This is a genomic window from Proteus columbae, assembly GCF_009914335.1.
Taxonomy (GTDB): Bacteria; Pseudomonadota; Gammaproteobacteria; order Enterobacterales; family Enterobacteriaceae; genus Proteus.
The window spans coordinates 2,502,803-2,518,580 of record NZ_CP043925.1; the positions used below are offsets into that span (position 1 = coordinate 2,502,803).

Annotated in this window: 18 protein-coding genes; 9 read left to right on the forward strand and 9 right to left on the reverse strand. The window is 34.7% G+C overall.

The annotated features are described in order from the left end of the window. Positions 1-147: 147 nt before the first annotated feature. Together F1325_RS11990 and F1325_RS11995 are read left to right on the forward strand one after the other, a co-directional pair. Entirely contained in the window at positions 148-927 is a 780-nt protein-coding gene (locus F1325_RS11990) for a PhzF family phenazine biosynthesis protein (RefSeq protein WP_160230506.1), read from the forward strand. A 106-nt stretch (positions 928-1,033) separates the two neighbouring features. After that, positions 1,034-1,444, forward strand: a complete 411-nt coding sequence (locus F1325_RS11995; protein ID WP_023581781.1) for an acyl-CoA thioesterase — start codon at positions 1,034-1,036, stop codon at positions 1,442-1,444. Between the two features lie 230 nt (positions 1,445-1,674). On the opposite strand, the gene F1325_RS12000 is transcribed toward F1325_RS11995, so the two are convergent. The 6 genes from F1325_RS12000 to F1325_RS12025 form a co-directional block, all read right to left on the reverse strand. Further along, the gene (locus F1325_RS12000; RefSeq protein ID WP_160230507.1) at positions 1,675-1,992 is read right to left on the reverse strand and encodes a hypothetical protein; all 318 of its coding nucleotides are present in this window, start codon (positions 1,990-1,992) and stop codon (positions 1,675-1,677) included. Positions 1,993-2,125: 133 nt separating this feature from the next. Further along, positions 2,126-3,868, reverse strand: coding sequence for a YadA-like family protein (locus F1325_RS12005; protein ID WP_160230508.1), 1,743 nt, complete (start codon positions 3,866-3,868; stop codon positions 2,126-2,128). A 407-nt stretch (positions 3,869-4,275) separates the two neighbouring features. Then, entirely contained in the window at positions 4,276-4,905 is a 630-nt protein-coding gene (locus F1325_RS12010) for a CatB-related O-acetyltransferase (protein WP_109373825.1), read from the reverse strand. A 255-nt stretch (positions 4,906-5,160) separates the two neighbouring features. Further along, positions 5,161-6,252, reverse strand: a complete 1,092-nt coding sequence (locus tag F1325_RS12015; RefSeq protein WP_160230509.1) for an NADH:flavin oxidoreductase/NADH oxidase — start codon at positions 6,250-6,252, stop codon at positions 5,161-5,163. A 173-nt stretch (positions 6,253-6,425) separates the two neighbouring features. Next, positions 6,426-6,704: a DUF2798 domain-containing protein gene (locus F1325_RS12020; RefSeq protein ID WP_109373827.1), complete on the reverse strand. Its 279-nt coding sequence runs from the start codon at positions 6,702-6,704 to the stop codon at positions 6,426-6,428. A gap of 242 nt (positions 6,705-6,946) precedes the next feature. Further along, positions 6,947-7,285, reverse strand: coding sequence for a DUF5713 family protein (locus tag F1325_RS12025; RefSeq protein ID WP_109373828.1), 339 nt, complete (start codon positions 7,283-7,285; stop codon positions 6,947-6,949). A 162-nt stretch (positions 7,286-7,447) separates the two neighbouring features. Here F1325_RS12025 and F1325_RS12030 point away from each other — a divergent pair, with 162 nt between their 5' ends. From F1325_RS12030 to F1325_RS12040, 3 genes are all read left to right on the forward strand, one after another. Next, a complete protein-coding gene (locus tag F1325_RS12030) occupies positions 7,448-8,179 on the forward strand; it encodes a hypothetical protein (protein ID WP_109373829.1) in 732 nt (243 codons plus the stop codon). 688 nt (positions 8,180-8,867) lie between these two features. Beyond that, the gene (locus F1325_RS12035) at positions 8,868-9,533 is read left to right on the forward strand and encodes a response regulator (RefSeq protein WP_109373830.1); all 666 of its coding nucleotides are present in this window, start codon (positions 8,868-8,870) and stop codon (positions 9,531-9,533) included. Continuing rightward, positions 9,534-10,937 carry an ATP-binding protein gene (locus tag F1325_RS12040; protein ID WP_109373831.1) on the forward strand — a complete coding sequence of 468 codons (1,404 nt, stop codon included), beginning with the start codon at positions 9,534-9,536 and terminating at the stop codon, positions 10,935-10,937. An 85-nt stretch (positions 10,938-11,022) separates the two neighbouring features. Here the strand turns inward: F1325_RS12040 and F1325_RS12045 are convergent, their stop codons facing one another. Both F1325_RS12045 and F1325_RS12050 read right to left on the reverse strand, forming a co-directional pair. Continuing rightward, the gene (locus F1325_RS12045) at positions 11,023-11,352 is read right to left on the reverse strand and encodes an AzlD domain-containing protein (RefSeq protein ID WP_109373832.1); all 330 of its coding nucleotides are present in this window, start codon (positions 11,350-11,352) and stop codon (positions 11,023-11,025) included. After that, positions 11,349-12,011, reverse strand: a complete 663-nt coding sequence (locus F1325_RS12050) for an AzlC family ABC transporter permease (protein ID WP_109373833.1) — start codon at positions 12,009-12,011, stop codon at positions 11,349-11,351. The genes F1325_RS12045 and F1325_RS12050 overlap by 4 nt, the downstream gene beginning before the upstream one ends. Positions 12,012-12,096: 85 nt before the next feature. On the opposite strand from F1325_RS12050, the gene F1325_RS12055 reads away from it, so the two are divergent. Next, positions 12,097-12,657: a helix-turn-helix domain-containing protein gene (locus F1325_RS12055; RefSeq protein WP_109373834.1), complete on the forward strand. Its 561-nt coding sequence runs from the start codon at positions 12,097-12,099 to the stop codon at positions 12,655-12,657. A gap of 110 nt (positions 12,658-12,767) precedes the next feature. Here F1325_RS12055 and F1325_RS12060 read toward each other — a convergent pair whose 3' ends face one another. Then, positions 12,768-13,622, reverse strand: a complete 855-nt coding sequence (locus F1325_RS12060; protein WP_109373835.1) for a D-amino-acid transaminase — start codon at positions 13,620-13,622, stop codon at positions 12,768-12,770. Positions 13,623-13,814: 192 nt separating this feature from the next. On the opposite strand from F1325_RS12060, the gene F1325_RS12065 reads away from it, so the two are divergent. The 3 genes from F1325_RS12065 to F1325_RS12075 all read left to right on the forward strand — a co-directional run bounded on the left by F1325_RS12065 (position 13,815) and on the right by F1325_RS12075 (position 15,731). Continuing rightward, positions 13,815-14,171: a DUF308 domain-containing protein gene (locus F1325_RS12065; protein ID WP_244313520.1), complete on the forward strand. Its 357-nt coding sequence runs from the start codon at positions 13,815-13,817 to the stop codon at positions 14,169-14,171. 69 nt (positions 14,172-14,240) lie between these two features. Beyond that, on the forward strand, positions 14,241-15,449 hold the full coding sequence (locus tag F1325_RS12070) for an IS4-like element ISVsa5 family transposase (protein ID WP_001339197.1): 1,209 nt from the start codon (positions 14,241-14,243) through the stop codon (positions 15,447-15,449). A 12-nt stretch (positions 15,450-15,461) separates the two neighbouring features. Continuing rightward, positions 15,462-15,731 carry a DUF308 domain-containing protein gene (locus F1325_RS12075; RefSeq protein ID WP_244313521.1) on the forward strand — a complete coding sequence of 90 codons (270 nt, stop codon included), beginning with the start codon at positions 15,462-15,464 and terminating at the stop codon, positions 15,729-15,731. Positions 15,732-15,778 lie beyond the last annotated feature (47 nt).

Below are 15,778 nucleotides of genomic sequence, written 5' to 3' on the forward strand. Positions count from 1 at the left end.
TTAAAGCCATGCCTAATTACTTAGGCATGGCTTTTTGCTTTTATATCCTACAATTTGTAACACTGTTTTTAAGTATTGCACCCAATATTTAAAACACTTAATCTCATTACCTTCTATTCATTGGCAGTTTATCACTAAGGTAATACGATGACAGTTCTTCCTATTTATTATGTTAATGCTTTTTCCTCTCTGCCTTTTTCAGGAAATCCCGCAGCTGTCATTTTGTTAGACGAGTGGTTACCTGATGACACCTTAATTACACTTGCTAGTGAGATTAATTTACCTGAAACCGCTTTTTTAGTTGGTGATCATATTCGTTGGTTTACACCTAAAATTGAAGTTCCTCTTTGTGGACACGCAACATTAGCCACAGCTTTTGTACTAAAAACGATAAAACAGTCTCCTAATAAGCTCTTTAAATTCCAATCTCTTTCAGGTGAGCTCACTATTTCTTGCCAAGGCTCTCTCTTTACACTTAATTTTCCAGCTATATCCGCGACATTAAATAACGATATAAAATCAGCGCTTGAAGAAAAATTAGTATTACAAATAGATGAAGTTTGGCAAGCGCGCGATCGTTATGTTTGCTTTTTATCTGATCCAGAAACCGTCATTAACTACCAACCGGATTTCACTCAAATCGCACAGTTGCCTTTACCTGGCGTTATTATCACATCTAAAGGTAATGCTCCTTTTGACTTTATTTCTCGCTTCTTTGCACCCGTGAAAGGCGTGAATGAAGATCCTGTTACAGGCACATCGCATTGTGTATTAGCACCAATTTGGGGTAATAAACTCAATAAAACACAGTTACAAGCAAGACAAGTTTCAGAACGAGGTGGAAATATCGATTGTGAATTAAAAGATAATCGAGTTTTACTAACAGGAGATGCTGCACTCTTTTTAACTGGTGAAATAACCTTTTAATTACAGACGGCATAATCAGCCATTCATCTACTTTGCTTTCAATTTACTCTATTTTATACTGTGAGGAATTTCTCCCTACAGTATAAAAGAAGAAGGCTTTATTGTTATGTCCATCTCTGACTTATCTCCTGAGCTACAAGATAAAATTAAAAATTCAGTCACTCGTGTATCTAAAGTCATATTCCCCACCACGACTAATCATCACTCAACACTCTTTGGTGGTACTGCATTAGCTTGGATGGATGAAGTTTCATTTATTACCGCCACCCGCTTTAGCCGTAAACGCCTAGTGACGGTTTCAACTGAAAAAATAAATTTTAACCACCCTATTCCATCGGGTACGATTATTGAATTAGTGGGTGAAGTTATTCGTGTTGGACGTACAAGTTTGACGGTAAATGTTTCTATTTTTCTTGAAGATATGTATGCAGAAGGCCGTGAAGAAGTTATCCATGGTCAGTTTAATTTCGTTGCGGTTGATCATGACGGTAAACCAACGCCATTATTCGATAAATAGCATCTTATAGAGAGATTTGTCATACTTTGTATCTCTATTAATTAAAAACTGTATTATTTTATTATGTGATTTATTATTTTGAATAATAACAAAGCATTAAGAACATTAATTTAAATGGATATTTTTCAATCAATATAAAATATCCAATAAAATCAATAGATAATAAGATTACTAACATGTAAGACAAGAGTTATCCACAGTTAATGTGGATAACTGATTAAGTTCAAAAATCAGAGAACACAGATTTTTGTTACTGCAAATTCAATCTGACAAATGGTCAGTTTCCTTCCTACAGTTGCACTTTCAGCAATAACAATATCCGCAGATTGTGAATACTGTCGCCCCACTTCAAGCGCTAACTCAATAGTGGGCTCAATCAGTAATATCACCCCAATCTGTTTAATATCAACAGGAAAGTCTGCAAGTGATCTAAGTTGTACCACTTGTTTTATCTTACTTTTAGCAATCTCTTGTGCTTTTTCTGTTGCGACCTGATTAACTCTTGTTTGTTTTTCAAAAGCGCCACCACCCGAATGAAGAAAGATCATAATTTACTCATTATAGAAAACAAAGGCTGTTACCTTTATTATTCAAATCCAAGCCATAAAAGCCAGCAGATAGATAAAAAAGAAACAGCCTTATCTCTATTTTTCATTCTATTGAGCACAATATAAAAGTGCTTTACCAACCATAAGAAACACCTCCGCCGACAACACCGCGATCTTCTGTATTCCATGAAGCAGAGACACGAATAATGGCACTTTCTGTTATTTGATACTGAGCACCTGTTGCAAGGGCATTAGCATCGCGATAATTACCCACACCCACTCCTAAACTAAAAGTATGATTAGTCACATAAGGAATATTGGCCATTGCCGCAACAGAGGCAATACCTGCACTTGCCCTTTTGTCAGCTTTATCTATTTTGTTATCCATATTATTGAGCGCAACATCATTATCAATAAAGATATTCTTAATCTTATTGTTGATATATTCATTCGCAATAGAAATAGAGTCTTTTTTTGACGAATCAATGTATTCTCTTAGGGACTCATCTCTTTCATTGATAACAGTATTGGTGATATTGATATATTCATTTCCTTTTTGAGTAATATATTTTTCACGCTCTTTTGTAATTTTTTCGTTATTTCTATTTATTGCACCCTCAATACCTGAGGAAATTTTACTGATTTCTATATCAGTATAATTATTGGCATTTTTTTCAGATTTTATAACTCGCCCTTCTGTCAATGATGTTATTTCATCTCGGGTATTCTTGATATGGTCTACTGTTTTTTCATGATGTTCATTGACTTTAAAATCAGTGTATTCTTTACCACTATTCTCAACTTCAACAATTCTATTATTGGTATATTCTTTAATATTATTTTCAGACTTGGTAATTTTATCATTGGTATTTTTCTCAATATTACCTTTCATTTCATCCACTCGATTATTAGTATAATCTTCAACGCCTGATTTTATTTCATCATATTTATTTTCACTATAGATATGAAATTCGTTTTTTACTTCATTGATATAATTAATCGTATTCTCTTGATGTTTTTCTATTTTACTATCAGTATATTGATTTGCTTTCTTCTCTGCACTATTGGCTAATTCATTTGCTTTTGTTTCACTTCTTTTTAGTACCTCCTCATTTGCTTTAGCAATATCGCCTTTTATTATTTTATTGTTATCATTTATTTGATTATTTGTCTCTTTAAGAATGCGATCTTTTTCTTGCTCAATTCTATTATAAATATTCTGATTATTGTCATTAATACGTTTATCTGCTTCAATAAGAATATTATCTTTTTCTTTTCTTAATTGAGAAACATTAACAGCATCATTATCTTCTGTACCTGCTGCTACATTAATAATTTGTCGCTGATTTTTATCACTGCCAATTGATAATGTATTATTGCGATTATTACTACTGTTATCGCCCAATATAATTGCATTACTTGCTGATCCTGAAGATTTGCTACCAATAATAACTGAATTATCTGCATTATCAGAAAGGCGACTGCCACTACCTAAAATAACCCCATTTTCAGCATTATTTATTGCCCCTTTCCCTATACTAATTGAATCTTTATTTTCACTATAAGCTTGAGAGCCAATAGAAAGAGAACCGTCACCGATTGCCATTGCACCACTTCCCAATGACATCGCATTATCTCCTATTGCTGTACTTTTATGACCTATTGCCGTTGCATTTTTACCTTCTGCTCCCGCATTAGCGCCAATTGCGGTTGATTGGTCTGAATGTGCCCATGTATTATATCCAACCGCGGTCGATTCATTACCATCAGCTTTACTATTTCCACCTAATAACGTGGTATTATTGGCATAGGAAGAAGTAGATGAAAATAATATAATAACTAATAGTTTTATCTTAAAATTTATATTACAAGCCATACCTATATCACTCCAAAATTAATAAACTCACATATAGAGTAATATGTATTTTATTTTTTACACATTATATATCTTATAAAATAACTTAATAACTCTTGACGATTCTATTAAATATAAATAGTAACATCATTAGATAATTTTAAATTTAATAAAAAAACAAATAACTAATTTTTATTTTTAAAATAAAATCAATCACTAAAGAAAAATCATAAATAATGAAAAATAAAAATAAACATGAAAAATTAAAATAATAAGTATTTTAATGAAATTAAAATATTCTGGAATTTGAGATAGAGATCAAATAAAAAAACAACGTTATTTTTTATCTTTTAGTGATATAATTAATTTATATTAAAATAGTATCTAAGTAAAAACCCCTAAACATAGTTACGTTTAGGGATTTTGCTTTACTCAATAAATTTCGCTTCTGCAATTAATAATTTATCAATTGATGATTGGCATAAATAAGGCCTCAGAGCATCAAATTTCTTTTCTGACCATTGGTAAATTTTTAAAGATAAAAGTTGCTCAATAACCTTTGGCTCAAAACGATATTTAAGATGTCGTGCGGGTGTTCCTCCAACAATGCTATAAGGTTCAACATCTTTGGAAACAACGCTATTAGCCGCAACAATAGCACCTTCTCCAACCGTCACACCAGGCATTATCATTGCACGCATTCCTATCCATGCACCATCATGAATATGAGTATCACCTTTACCAATATATGCCTCTTCAATTTTATCCATAAAAGGATAAAGAGAGAACCAATCCATACGATGTGTATGGTTTCCTCCCATTAATATGACGGCTTGCGCACCAATACAGACATAATCGCCAACATATAATTTATCAATTTCCCACAATGGTTCCCATTGCAGGCTAACTTCATCACCATAAAGATAGCGAACAACAGAGGTTTCAAAACCCTCATCCCAACAATCACTGTAATAGCTGTGTTGTCCTTTGATGATAATATTTTTATTTTTAACCGTTTCGTGTAGGTATTCTACACGCGACCAATGTTTATTTTTCATAATATGACTCGCAATAAATTAATGAGTCATCAAAGAATGCTTAATTCTCTGATGATGTGTTCGCATTCAAAACACATCGTCTTAAGCAATCCTTGGTTGAAGCAATAAGGGATTTTTTTTCATCTTATTTACGACCAATTATTACAACGCAATTCAATTATGCTTGCTATTTATGCGCATCATCATAACGGTTATTAAAGAAAAAGCCACGGTTCCCCTGAATAACACACTGTTATTCCCCGTGGCTTGGTATCACTATTTAAAAAAGTCTTTGCTACCATGAGGCGCACAACGTAAATATTGAGGCGCCACTTTTATGGTTTGTTTGAGTTTTTCCGCCGCATGCCAAGGCCAACGAGGATCATAAAGAATACCTCGGCCTAAAGCGATAAAATCAGCCTGCTCTGTAAGTAAAATGGCTTCGGCTTGTTCTGGCTCAGTAATTAGACCAACAGTAATAACAGGTAGTTGCGTTTCATTATAAATTGCTTGAGCAAATGGTACTTGATAATTAGGACCTAGTTTAATTTCTTGTTTTTCTGATAATCCACCAGAAGAAACATGAATATAATGGCAACCTAATTCTTCAAGATGTTGTGTTAACGCAATCGCACTTTCTAAGTCCCAACCGCCTTCAACCCAATCTGTCGCAGAAATTCTGACACCAACACAAACATTATCAGAAACTGCATTTTTCACAGCGACAAAGACATCCACTAATAACCGACTACGATTATTAAAATCGCCACCGTATTGATCCGTTCTGTGATTTGATAATGGAGATAAGAATTCATGCAATAAATATCCATGAGCACCGTGGATCTCAATTACATCAAATCCTGCTGACTCCGCTCTTCTCGCGGCATCAACAAAAGCTTGTTTTATTTCTTCAATTTCATCAATAGCCAGAGCATGAGGCTGATGATTCTTTCCAAAAGGAATTTCTGAAGGTGCAACTTTCTGCCATCCATTAGGAGAATCTGGCGCTAATGACGCTCCGCCATTCCAAGGTAAATCGGTCGATGCTTTACGTCCTGCATGTGCAATCTGTATACCAATTTTTGCAGATGAATATTGCTTAACATTATCAACAAGCTTTTTTAATTCACTGCCATGTTGATCAGACCAAATACCTAAATCTTTATAACTAATACGACCTCTAGGCTCAACCGCTGTTGCTTCAACAATCACTAGCGAAGCACCTGATAATGCTAGCTGCCCGTAATGCATCGTGTGCCATGCTGTCGGGTAACCTTCTTGTGCTGAATATTGGCACATAGGTGCAACGATAATACGGTTATCTAACTGATGGGGGCCTAGTTTTTTAGGGGAGAACAACAAACTCATTTAAAGCCTCCTGCTATCAATAAGAATTTATGCAAAGAAAAATATCTTCGCTTTTCGATATACCATTTAAATATACAAGTTTAAGGCTATCGGATCTTATTCATTTAGGCGATGGTTTACTTCACATTGTGAAAAACAAAGAGATCAGCATCAATTGCTGATCTCTTTTTTAATTAATCATTAGATTTGGCTGGTTTCACCAATAACAGTGAAAAGCGTCTTGCGATCGGCAAGACGAATAAAACAGTAGGAAAAGCAATCATCCAAGAGATCCCCCAAGAAGTTAACCACGGGGAGATAACGTACGTTCCCATTCCTAACGATTTGACGGTACTAATAAAAGCAACAATACCTGACATGATAAAAGAAAGGAAAAAGGGAACAAGAAAAATCATTGCTCGAGTAGGAAGTTTAGGAATACCTAAAAAGTAATTTTTGTCATGAAAAGACATAGATAAAGACTCCAATAATACGATTGTACAACAGCACATAACTGCCGATACAACAGGCTAAAAAAGTTATATGCGTTGATTAACGTAAACGCTTACGAGTCTTTTTGACCAAACTGAGAGCTAGTTTATTAATAAATATTTCTTTGTCAACTAAATTATTCTCATTATCATTTAGGTGATAATTGATAAAATTAAGATTAGTGAAAGATGAGAAAACACGATACGGTTTTCTCATCTTTTCCCTACCAATCTCGTGTTGCAATTAACTCTTCTATATCAGCATTTTCAAAACCATATTCATCAGCGATAACGCAAAAATCCTCAGCAATACACTCTCTTGCTACTGTTTCAATTTCGCTATTTTCTTCATAAAACTCTTCAGCTAACTCATTAAATTGATCTGTTGTTTCTTGCGTTAAAATATAAAGTTCTGCCAAATTTTTAGGTGAAGTCGCTTCTATTTTTACACAAAGTGCTTTTAGTAAATCTTGCCCTTTCTTTACAAGGTGTGTTGGATAATAATTATCATTGTCCATTCCCTTTAAAAAATAATGTGCTGCAAGTACTTTATTTTTAATCATGAAAAATATCCTTATCTAAGTATTTGTCTTAAGGTCATTAAAGTGCACTTATTATCTTAATTACGGGAAAGTATATTACGTTTATTAATTAAATGTCTCGCTTTTATTTCTATGAATTTATAGAATTCTGACCAGCAAACGGAAAATAGGCAATTAATTAAAATGGCTAAAAAAATACGATTTATATTTCTTTTTTTGACGATTGCACTACTCTCTTTTTTGATCATTAATAAATATTTTCAAAACTCACCTTTAGCGACATGGTACTTCTATGACAATAACGGTGAATATATTACAGGTCATTACTACCCACCAGCAGAAGATGATGCAACAGATGCCGTGATTTCCATTCCAGAAAAACCAACTAAAGAAGGTTTAACAATAACACATTGGGATACTTGCAGTATTGAACTGAACATTGATAATAAAACGCTTAATATTTCTTATTTTACTGATGGTCTTATTCAGGCCTCATTATCAACAAAAACCACACCTTATGTTGTATTAACTGAGCTGTATTTTTATCAACCTGATGATATGCATTGGTCGATAAATCGATTAGAGGATGGAACATACAAAGGTTGGGTTTGGGATAACGTTGCAAATCAGCTTATTTCCTTTCGTTATCAGGAAGATAAAACAACAATTATTGACGGTACAAAATATACATTGATGCCAGAAAGTTATTGGCTATTTCAGCGTTGGGCTAATGGCGTTTTGGTGGAAGAGTACACATTAGATGATTTACCAGCAAAAGATAACTTTATTCCTGATATAGATAAACAGAGGCTGATTCAAGTAAAAGCAGAGCTTCAAACCACGGTGAATGAATTAGTGGCGCCATTAAATTTACCATTTAACTTAATGTTGTGGGATAACTCACTTTGTCAGTGATAACATCATGTGAAATGCTCCCAGAGGGTTGGGAGCATTTCTGACACAGAATGATTTAATTTATACTAAATAACACCATCTAATTTCATGTAAATTCCTTTTATTAAAAAATAAATTCCTTTCAAGTAGTTAATTTTTACTGCAAGAGTATAGATGAATAGAGTAAATAATTTAAATCTAATAAAAATGTTGCACAACAGGGATATATTAAAACAGTTATCCATTTTCAATAAAAGAATAAGACATGAATTTAATAGTTATATTATTCAATAAAATTGATATTTTATATTTATATTATTTTAAATATAAAAACTTATTTAGTTAATGTTAATTTTTAATAATCTTCACTTTTAAATCCAAAGTAACTTAAATAAAGTATTTAAGTTACCTTAGCATAATAGAGCAAGGTATTTATTATTCACATTGGGTTAATTATACTAATTCTATCTAAAATAGATCTTTAAATTTAACATTAAATGCCTTAACGTGATAAATATGAAATAAATAGCATACTTATCTCAATCCATTCCTAAAAATTCTAGTCATTTATTTTTAGTAAACCGTATTAAATAAAAATTTATCTTACATTAAGAGTTCATTAATCAAACCTTGCTTTACATTTTATTATATTGCTCAATTTTTATTTGGCTCTTATACTTTCTTAAGACGATTTTAGGTAGGTATTATTATGAATATTTTATTAGTTGAAGACGATTTACAACTCGGTAAAGCGCTTTGTCGCGGGCTTGAAATTGCTGGTTTTCAACCATGTTGGGTCAGATTGCTTGCGGATGCTCGTGTTCAATTAAGTCAACGCCCTTTTGATTTAATGCTATTAGATTTAGGTCTACCTGATGGTGATGGGCAAGATGAACTGATTGCACTTAGAAAAAGTGGCGAGAAAATTCCGATTATTATTTTAACTGCCCGCACTCAAATTGATAATTTAGTACAAACATTAGATTCAGGCGCAGATGATTTTTTACCAAAGCCTTTTGCTATGCCTGAACTTATTTCTCGCGTAAAAGCGGTTAGTCGTAGAATGGCCGGTTTCTCTTCACAAATATGGTCTATTGGCGATTTACAGCTTAATCCAGCAAACCATCAAGTCACTTTAAATGACGAATTGCTTTTATTATCAGGTAAAGAATACCAACTATTATATGAATTAATGCGTAATACTGACAATGTGGTGCGTAAATCAGAGTTGGAACAGCGTTTATTTGGTTTAGACGATAAAATTGAGAGCAATTCCCTTGAAGTACATATGCATAATTTACGGAGAAAAATAGGCAAAGAACGTATTATCACGGTTCGTGGCGTAGGTTATTTATTAAAAAAAGAAACTAATTAAATGAAGATCCGCTCCTTCTTTATTTACACCATTGTCCTTCAGATTATCTCCATCGTTATGCTTTGGGGAGTTTGGTTAGCTTGGATACAATTTGATTATCTTGCTGAGTTCGAAAAAGTTTATAACAAACAGCAAGAAATTATTGCTGAGGGTTTTGCTAATACCTTAGAGATTGTTGCTGACCAGCCTGAAGTTCTCAAAGAAGTCGCTCATAATTTACAAGGCATGTATATCGACGCCATGCTTAATGGTGAAGATGATGAACTACAATATTTACCGTGGTTTATTGCCTTAGATGAAAATAATACTCTGATTTATACTAATCGTCCTGAGTTGCCTATCCCTACAAGAGTACTTTCATTAGCATCAGAAAAAGTGTCTGTCGCAGGTGAAAAGTGGATACTCTCTTTTAGCTGGGGAGAAAAACATAAAATAAAAGTGTTTATCGGTGAATCTGTTGAAGACAGAGGCCATGTTATTGGTAACCCTGTTGAAGGCACCTTTGTTCCTTTTCTATTTATTCTCGCAACTGTTATTTTTGCAATCTTAATTACTGCTTATTTTAGTTTACGCCCTTTAAGACAAGCAGCAGAACTTATTTCTAATCGTAAACCACGTAATTTAACGCCTATTAATGTCAGTCAGCAATTTAAAGAAATTCGCCCTATCTTTAAAGAACTAAACCAATTAATGGCAAGAATTGACGCTGCTAATATTCGTGAAAAACAATTTATGGCAGATGCCGCCCATGAATTAAGAACACCAATAGCTGCGGTTATTGCTCAATTACATCTGCTTTCTTTAGTCGATGATCAGCAAGAGCGTGAAGAAATTATTGATGATATGAAACAATCTCTTGATAGAGCAGCAGCACTTTCTCATCAATTAATAGATCTGGCACGATTAGAATGTGACGATTTCCCATTAAAAATAGAATCTATTGATATCTATAACGTCATTGGAAATGCAATAGCGCAACGCGTTCCTTATGCGATTACTAAAAATATTGAGTTATCACTTAATGAAGGCCAAAGTTTAATACTTAAAACAGATAAACAGGCTTTACTCTCTATATTTAATAATCTGCTTGATAATGCCATTAAATATTGCCCTGAAGGTAGCCAAGTTGAGGTAACTATTGAGAATCGATACGCCGAAGGGATACATGTTATCGTGCGTGATAATGGCCCTGGTGTCGCAAAAGAACATATTAATGTTCTATTTTCACGTTTTTATCGCGTTCCTGGCTCTAACGAAACAGGTAGCGGATTAGGTCTATCTATTGCACAAAATCTCGCTAATAAAATTCAAGCATCACTAATTGTTACTGAAGGACTGAATAATAAAGGAATTGGCTTTATTATTGTTCTACCTTTAGAAGCTAAATCATCAGAAAACGATTAATAAATAGATAGATAACCGATATTCCAGAATAAAGGAGGTAATTATACCTCCTTTTTATTTTATCGCGATGAGGCTCTAATGAGTGTTATCCCCAAAGATTAATTAACCAACGTAGACTTGCTGTCACTATTGCTGCACTAAGCACAATCATAATAAAGGGCTTTTTCTGCCAAGTAAGTACTCCCGCAACACCAACACCAATAATTTTTGAAATATCAGCAAGTTGGTCACCATCAAAAAATGTCGATGTCATCGCTACCGAAAACAAAATAACAATCGCAGATAATGAGAGGAGCTCTTTAACCCTCTCTGATACACCTGCTTTATTATTGAGTAATATTCCAGAAAGACGCATGGCGTATGTACCAACAGCAAGAATAATAATTCCTGTAATAATAGAAGCTGTGGACATTATATTTTCCTTATCACAAACAGTACGCCTAATAGCGATAATAAAACAGGTATTCCAGCAGGAAGGAATAATGTGGTTACGAGTGCAATAATGCTCCCTATGATTGCAGCATGACGTGTTAGTTTATTTTTTAATGCTGGCAAACTTAATGCGAGAATAATAGCTGGAAACATCGCATCCAGCCCTAGCATCTTTATATCTACGATAAATGACCCCAAGTAAACACCAAGCATGGTTCCCAAAGGCCAAACAAGTAAAATTCCTAACCCACAAGCCCAAAATGCTAATTTATTTTGTTCAGCGGTACGTTGAGATAAACCAAATACAACACTCTCATCATTTAATATATGAAAACCTAATAATGATTTAAGCCCTTTTCCCGGTAAATCCTTTACTGCCATGCTAAAAGGAATATGTCGTGCATTCACCATTAATCCCGCAAGAGCCGCATATATTGCACTTCCTCCCATCGCCACAACGCCAATAAAAAGAAATTCAGAAGCGCCCGCTAAAACAAAAATGGATAACACCAACGGCACCCAAAAATCAAAACCCTGTGTGTGAGCTAAAGCACCATAAGAGATACCGACAATACCGTCAGCTAATGAAACAAGCACAATATCTCTAAGTACGTTATTATCAAGACGACTGTTAATTTGCATAGAATGTAGTATTTTTTATCGAACAATTCGTTCATTATGTTGAACGATTTATTTTTTTGCAAGATGATTTTTGAAGGAAGCTATGATGTCATCGCCTTGTGCGCCTATTGAAATTATTTCTCAAGCACTAGCTAGAGAAAGAAAAAAAGCAGGTCTTTCACTTGCTGAAATAGCAAGACGAGCAGGTGTTGCAAAATCAACATTATCTCAATTAGAAGCGGGACAAGGAAATCCAAGTATTGAAACACTTTGGGCAATTTGTGTTGCATTAAATATTCCTTTTTCTCAACTTATTTCAGCACCACAACCTGAAGTTAAGGTGATCCGTAAAGGTGATGGCTTTAAAATTAGCGCAGAAAAAGCGTACTATCATGCTTTTTTACTTTCATCCTGTCCTGTAGGCGCAAAGCGCGATATATACACCGTGATTGCACAACCTGGGAAAGATAGAGTCTCTGATCCTCACAGTAAAAATGTGACTGAACATATTATTATTATCAGTGGAAGCGCAATGGTAGGTACTTTAGATAATCAACAAGAATTACAACCCGGTGATTATATTTGCTATCCCGGTGACGTCACTCATGTATTACGAGCTTTAGAGCCAGATACAACTGCCGTCATGATTATTGAGCATCATAATTAACATAGTAAAACGAATTAACATAGTAAATGGTAAATTTATCGCACTGCTATATAGCAATAAAAATCTGAAAGCAGTGCGATAAATTCGATAGAGAATGTCTATCTAGACAATTATTTTTTAAGTGCTTTATCAAGGTAAATATCTCGTAATCGTTGAGATAAATGCCCAACGGCTCCCTGATTTATATCTTCATTGTCGATTGAAATAACTGGCCAAATTAATGTAGTCGCGGAGCTAATAAAAGCTTCTTTTGCTTTTTTCGCTTCATCAAGTGTAAATCGGCGTTCTGTTATTTTAAGCCCTTCTTCTTGCGCCAATTGAATAATCGCTTGGCGTGTAATACCAGGCAAAATATCCTGACTTAGCGGACGTGTAATAATTTCATTATCACGATTAACAATAAAAAAGTTACTTGAACTGCCTTCTGTTATATAGCCATCTTTAATTAAAATAGCATCGTCAGCACCTTGTTGATGTGCATGGTGTTTTGCTAAACACGCCGCTAATAATGCCACTGTTTTAATATCGCAACGTTGCCAACGAATATCTTCAACACTGATTACTGAAATCCCTTTTTTTGCATTAGGATGATTAACAACTGTTGAATGTTGTACAAAAGCAACTATTGTGGAAGGAACAGATGAAGATGGAAAATCAAAAAAACGAGAGGAATCAGCACCTCGTGTTATTTGTAAATAAATAAGCCCTTCATGAAGATTATTCTTTTCGATAAGTTCATGATGAACATCAACTAGCAACTCTTTGGTAATAGGAAGCGATAAACCTAATTCTTTGCATGAACGCTGTAAGCGTTGAAAATGCCCATTAAAGTCAATGAGCTGACCATCAATAACAGCAGTAACTTCATAAACGGCATCTGCAAATAAAAAACCACGGTCAAAAACAGATATTTTAGCCTGCTCTTTAGGTACAAAGTGACTGTCTAAATACACGATATCAGACATTTTACCTCCGTTATAAATTTTATTAACAAGTTATCTCAATTCACTACCTTACTCCTTCAATTTTCTATTTTAAAGATGCTCCCCTCATCCCTACCTCTTTTTAATTATAGTTTTATGTAACTAAGTCATGTTATATAAGCAAAAATTGCTATAATTTAACTTATGTATCAAATATAAGGATAAGAGGTGGCTATGTTAGATATTAATAAAAATAATTTATCTCAGCTAACAGAGAAACTGGTTAAAAAACAATGTACTTTAATGACTGTTATTGCCACATTGGGCTTTATTGCAGGTTTTATCTGTATAATTAACCCTCTTTCTTCTGGCATTGTTATCAGTGTATTACTCGGTGTTGTATTTTTTGCCTGTGCGATATCCAGCATTATTGGTGGTTTTAATGCTCAAATTTCTTCTGGTTGGTCAATGTTGATTACGTTATTAGCGGGTTTTATTTATCTTCTGCTTGGCTATATTTTTATCACTGATCCACTAAAAGGTATGCTTAGTCCTGATGAATCCCCTAATGATTTTGGTAAAAATCATTAAGTTAAGGTGGATACACATCTTGTCATATGATCAAATGGTTTCGCGAAAAATCAATAATCAGACAACAAGATGTGCGAACTCGATATTTTACACGACTCTCTTTACCAATTCTGCCCCGAATTACACTTAAAACGACTCAACAGCTTAACGTTGGCTTGCCACGCATTACTTGACTGTAAAACTCTCACTCTTACCGAACTTGGCCGTAACCTGCCAACCAAAGCGAGAACAAAACATAACATCAAACGAATCGACCGATTGTTAGGTAATCGTCACCTCCACAAAGAGCGACTCGCTGTATACCGTTGGCATGCTAGCTTTATCTGTTCGGGCAATACGATGCCCATTGTACTTGTTGACTGGTCTGATATTCGTGAGCAAAAACGACTTATGGTATTGCGAGCTTCAGTCGCACTACACGGTCGTTCTGTTACTCTTTATGAGAAAGCGTTCCCGCTTTCAGAGCAATGTTCAAAGAAAGCTCATGACCAATTTCTAGCCGACCTTGCGAGCATTCTACCGAGTAACACCACACCGCTCATTGTCAGTGATGCTGGCTTTAAAGTGCCATGGTATAAATCCGTTGAGAAGCTGGGTTGGTACTGGTTAAGTCGAGTAAGAGGAAAAGTACAATATGCAGACCTAGGAGCGGAAAACTGGAAACCTATCAGCAACTTACATGATATGTCATCTAGTCACTCAAAGACTTTAGGCTATAAGAGGCTGACTAAAAGCAATCCAATCTCATGCCAAATTCTATTGTATAAATCTCGCTCTAAAGGCCGAAAAAATCAGCGCTCGACACGGACTCATTGTCACCACCCGTCACCTAAAATCTACTCAGCGTCGGCAAAGGAGCCATGGGTTCTAGCAACTAACTTACCTGTTGAAATTCGAACACCCAAACAACTTGTTAATATCTATTCGAAGCGAATGCAGATTGAAGAAACCTTCCGAGACTTGAAAAGTCCTGCCTACGGACTAGGCCTACGCCATAGCCGAACGAGCAGCTCAGAGCGTTTTGATATCATGCTGCTAATCGCCCTGATGCTTCAACTAACATGTTGGCTTGCGGGCGTTCATGCTCAGAAACAAGGTTGGGACAAGCACTTCCAGGCTAACACAGTCAGAAATCGAAACGTACTCTCAACAGTTCGCTTAGGCATGGAAGTTTTGCGGCATTCTGGCTACACAATAACAAGGGAAGACTTACTCGTGGCTGCAACCCTACTAGCTCAAAATTTATTCACACATGGTTACGCTTTGGGGAAATTATGAGGGGATCTCTCAGTGCTTAGTCTCGCCTTTTTTATCGGCTTCCTATTTATTTTTGCGGGTATACTGCGTCTAAATATAGGCTTTAAACAAATCAAAGATAATTTTTATGGCTGGTTTAATATCTTGGTTGGATTTTTAGATTTAGTGATTGCCTATTTCTTAATTGCTTTTGGCCCTGAAACCTCAGTCGCACTCGTCATGGCGTTAATTGGTATACAACTTATTTTAAGCTCTATCACCATTTTATCGATAATAAGTGCGATAAAACGAATGACTCACTAATTCACTATTTAGTGATAATAATCTTATTGATGAAACATAGATAAAGA

Bases quoted from the DNA above. Each gene is read 5' to 3' on its own strand.
- F1325_RS12015 (WP_160230509.1), bottom strand. From the start codon at position 6,252: ATGAGTTTGTTGTTCTCCCCTAAAAAACTAGGCCCCCATCAGTTAGAT.
- F1325_RS11990 (WP_160230506.1), top strand. From the start codon at position 148: ATGACAGTTCTTCCTATTTATTATGTTAATGCTTTTTCCTCTCTGCCT.
- F1325_RS12020 (WP_109373827.1), bottom strand. From the start codon at position 6,704: ATGTCTTTTCATGACAAAAATTACTTTTTAGGTATTCCTAAACTTCCT.
- F1325_RS12005 (WP_160230508.1), bottom strand. From the start codon at position 3,868: ATGGCTTGTAATATAAATTTTAAGATAAAACTATTAGTTATTATATTA.
- F1325_RS12055 (WP_109373834.1), top strand. From the start codon at position 12,097: ATGTCATCGCCTTGTGCGCCTATTGAAATTATTTCTCAAGCACTAGCT.
- F1325_RS12010 (WP_109373825.1), bottom strand. From the start codon at position 4,905: ATGAAAAATAAACATTGGTCGCGTGTAGAATACCTACACGAAACGGTT.
- F1325_RS12040 (WP_109373831.1), top strand. From the start codon at position 9,534: ATGAAGATCCGCTCCTTCTTTATTTACACCATTGTCCTTCAGATTATC.
- F1325_RS12030 (WP_109373829.1), top strand. From the start codon at position 7,448: ATGGCTAAAAAAATACGATTTATATTTCTTTTTTTGACGATTGCACTA.
- F1325_RS12060 (WP_109373835.1), bottom strand. From the start codon at position 13,622: ATGTCTGATATCGTGTATTTAGACAGTCACTTTGTACCTAAAGAGCAG.
- F1325_RS12070 (WP_001339197.1), top strand. From the start codon at position 14,241: ATGTGCGAACTCGATATTTTACACGACTCTCTTTACCAATTCTGCCCC.
- F1325_RS11995 (WP_023581781.1), top strand. From the start codon at position 1,034: ATGTCCATCTCTGACTTATCTCCTGAGCTACAAGATAAAATTAAAAAT.
- F1325_RS12065 (WP_244313520.1), top strand. From the start codon at position 13,815: ATGTTAGATATTAATAAAAATAATTTATCTCAGCTAACAGAGAAACTG.
- F1325_RS12000 (WP_160230507.1), bottom strand. From the start codon at position 1,992: ATGATCTTTCTTCATTCGGGTGGTGGCGCTTTTGAAAAACAAACAAGA.
- F1325_RS12050 (WP_109373833.1), bottom strand. From the start codon at position 12,011: ATGCAAATTAACAGTCGTCTTGATAATAACGTACTTAGAGATATTGTG.
- F1325_RS12035 (WP_109373830.1), top strand. From the start codon at position 8,868: ATGAATATTTTATTAGTTGAAGACGATTTACAACTCGGTAAAGCGCTT.
- F1325_RS12025 (WP_109373828.1), bottom strand. From the start codon at position 7,285: ATGATTAAAAATAAAGTACTTGCAGCACATTATTTTTTAAAGGGAATG.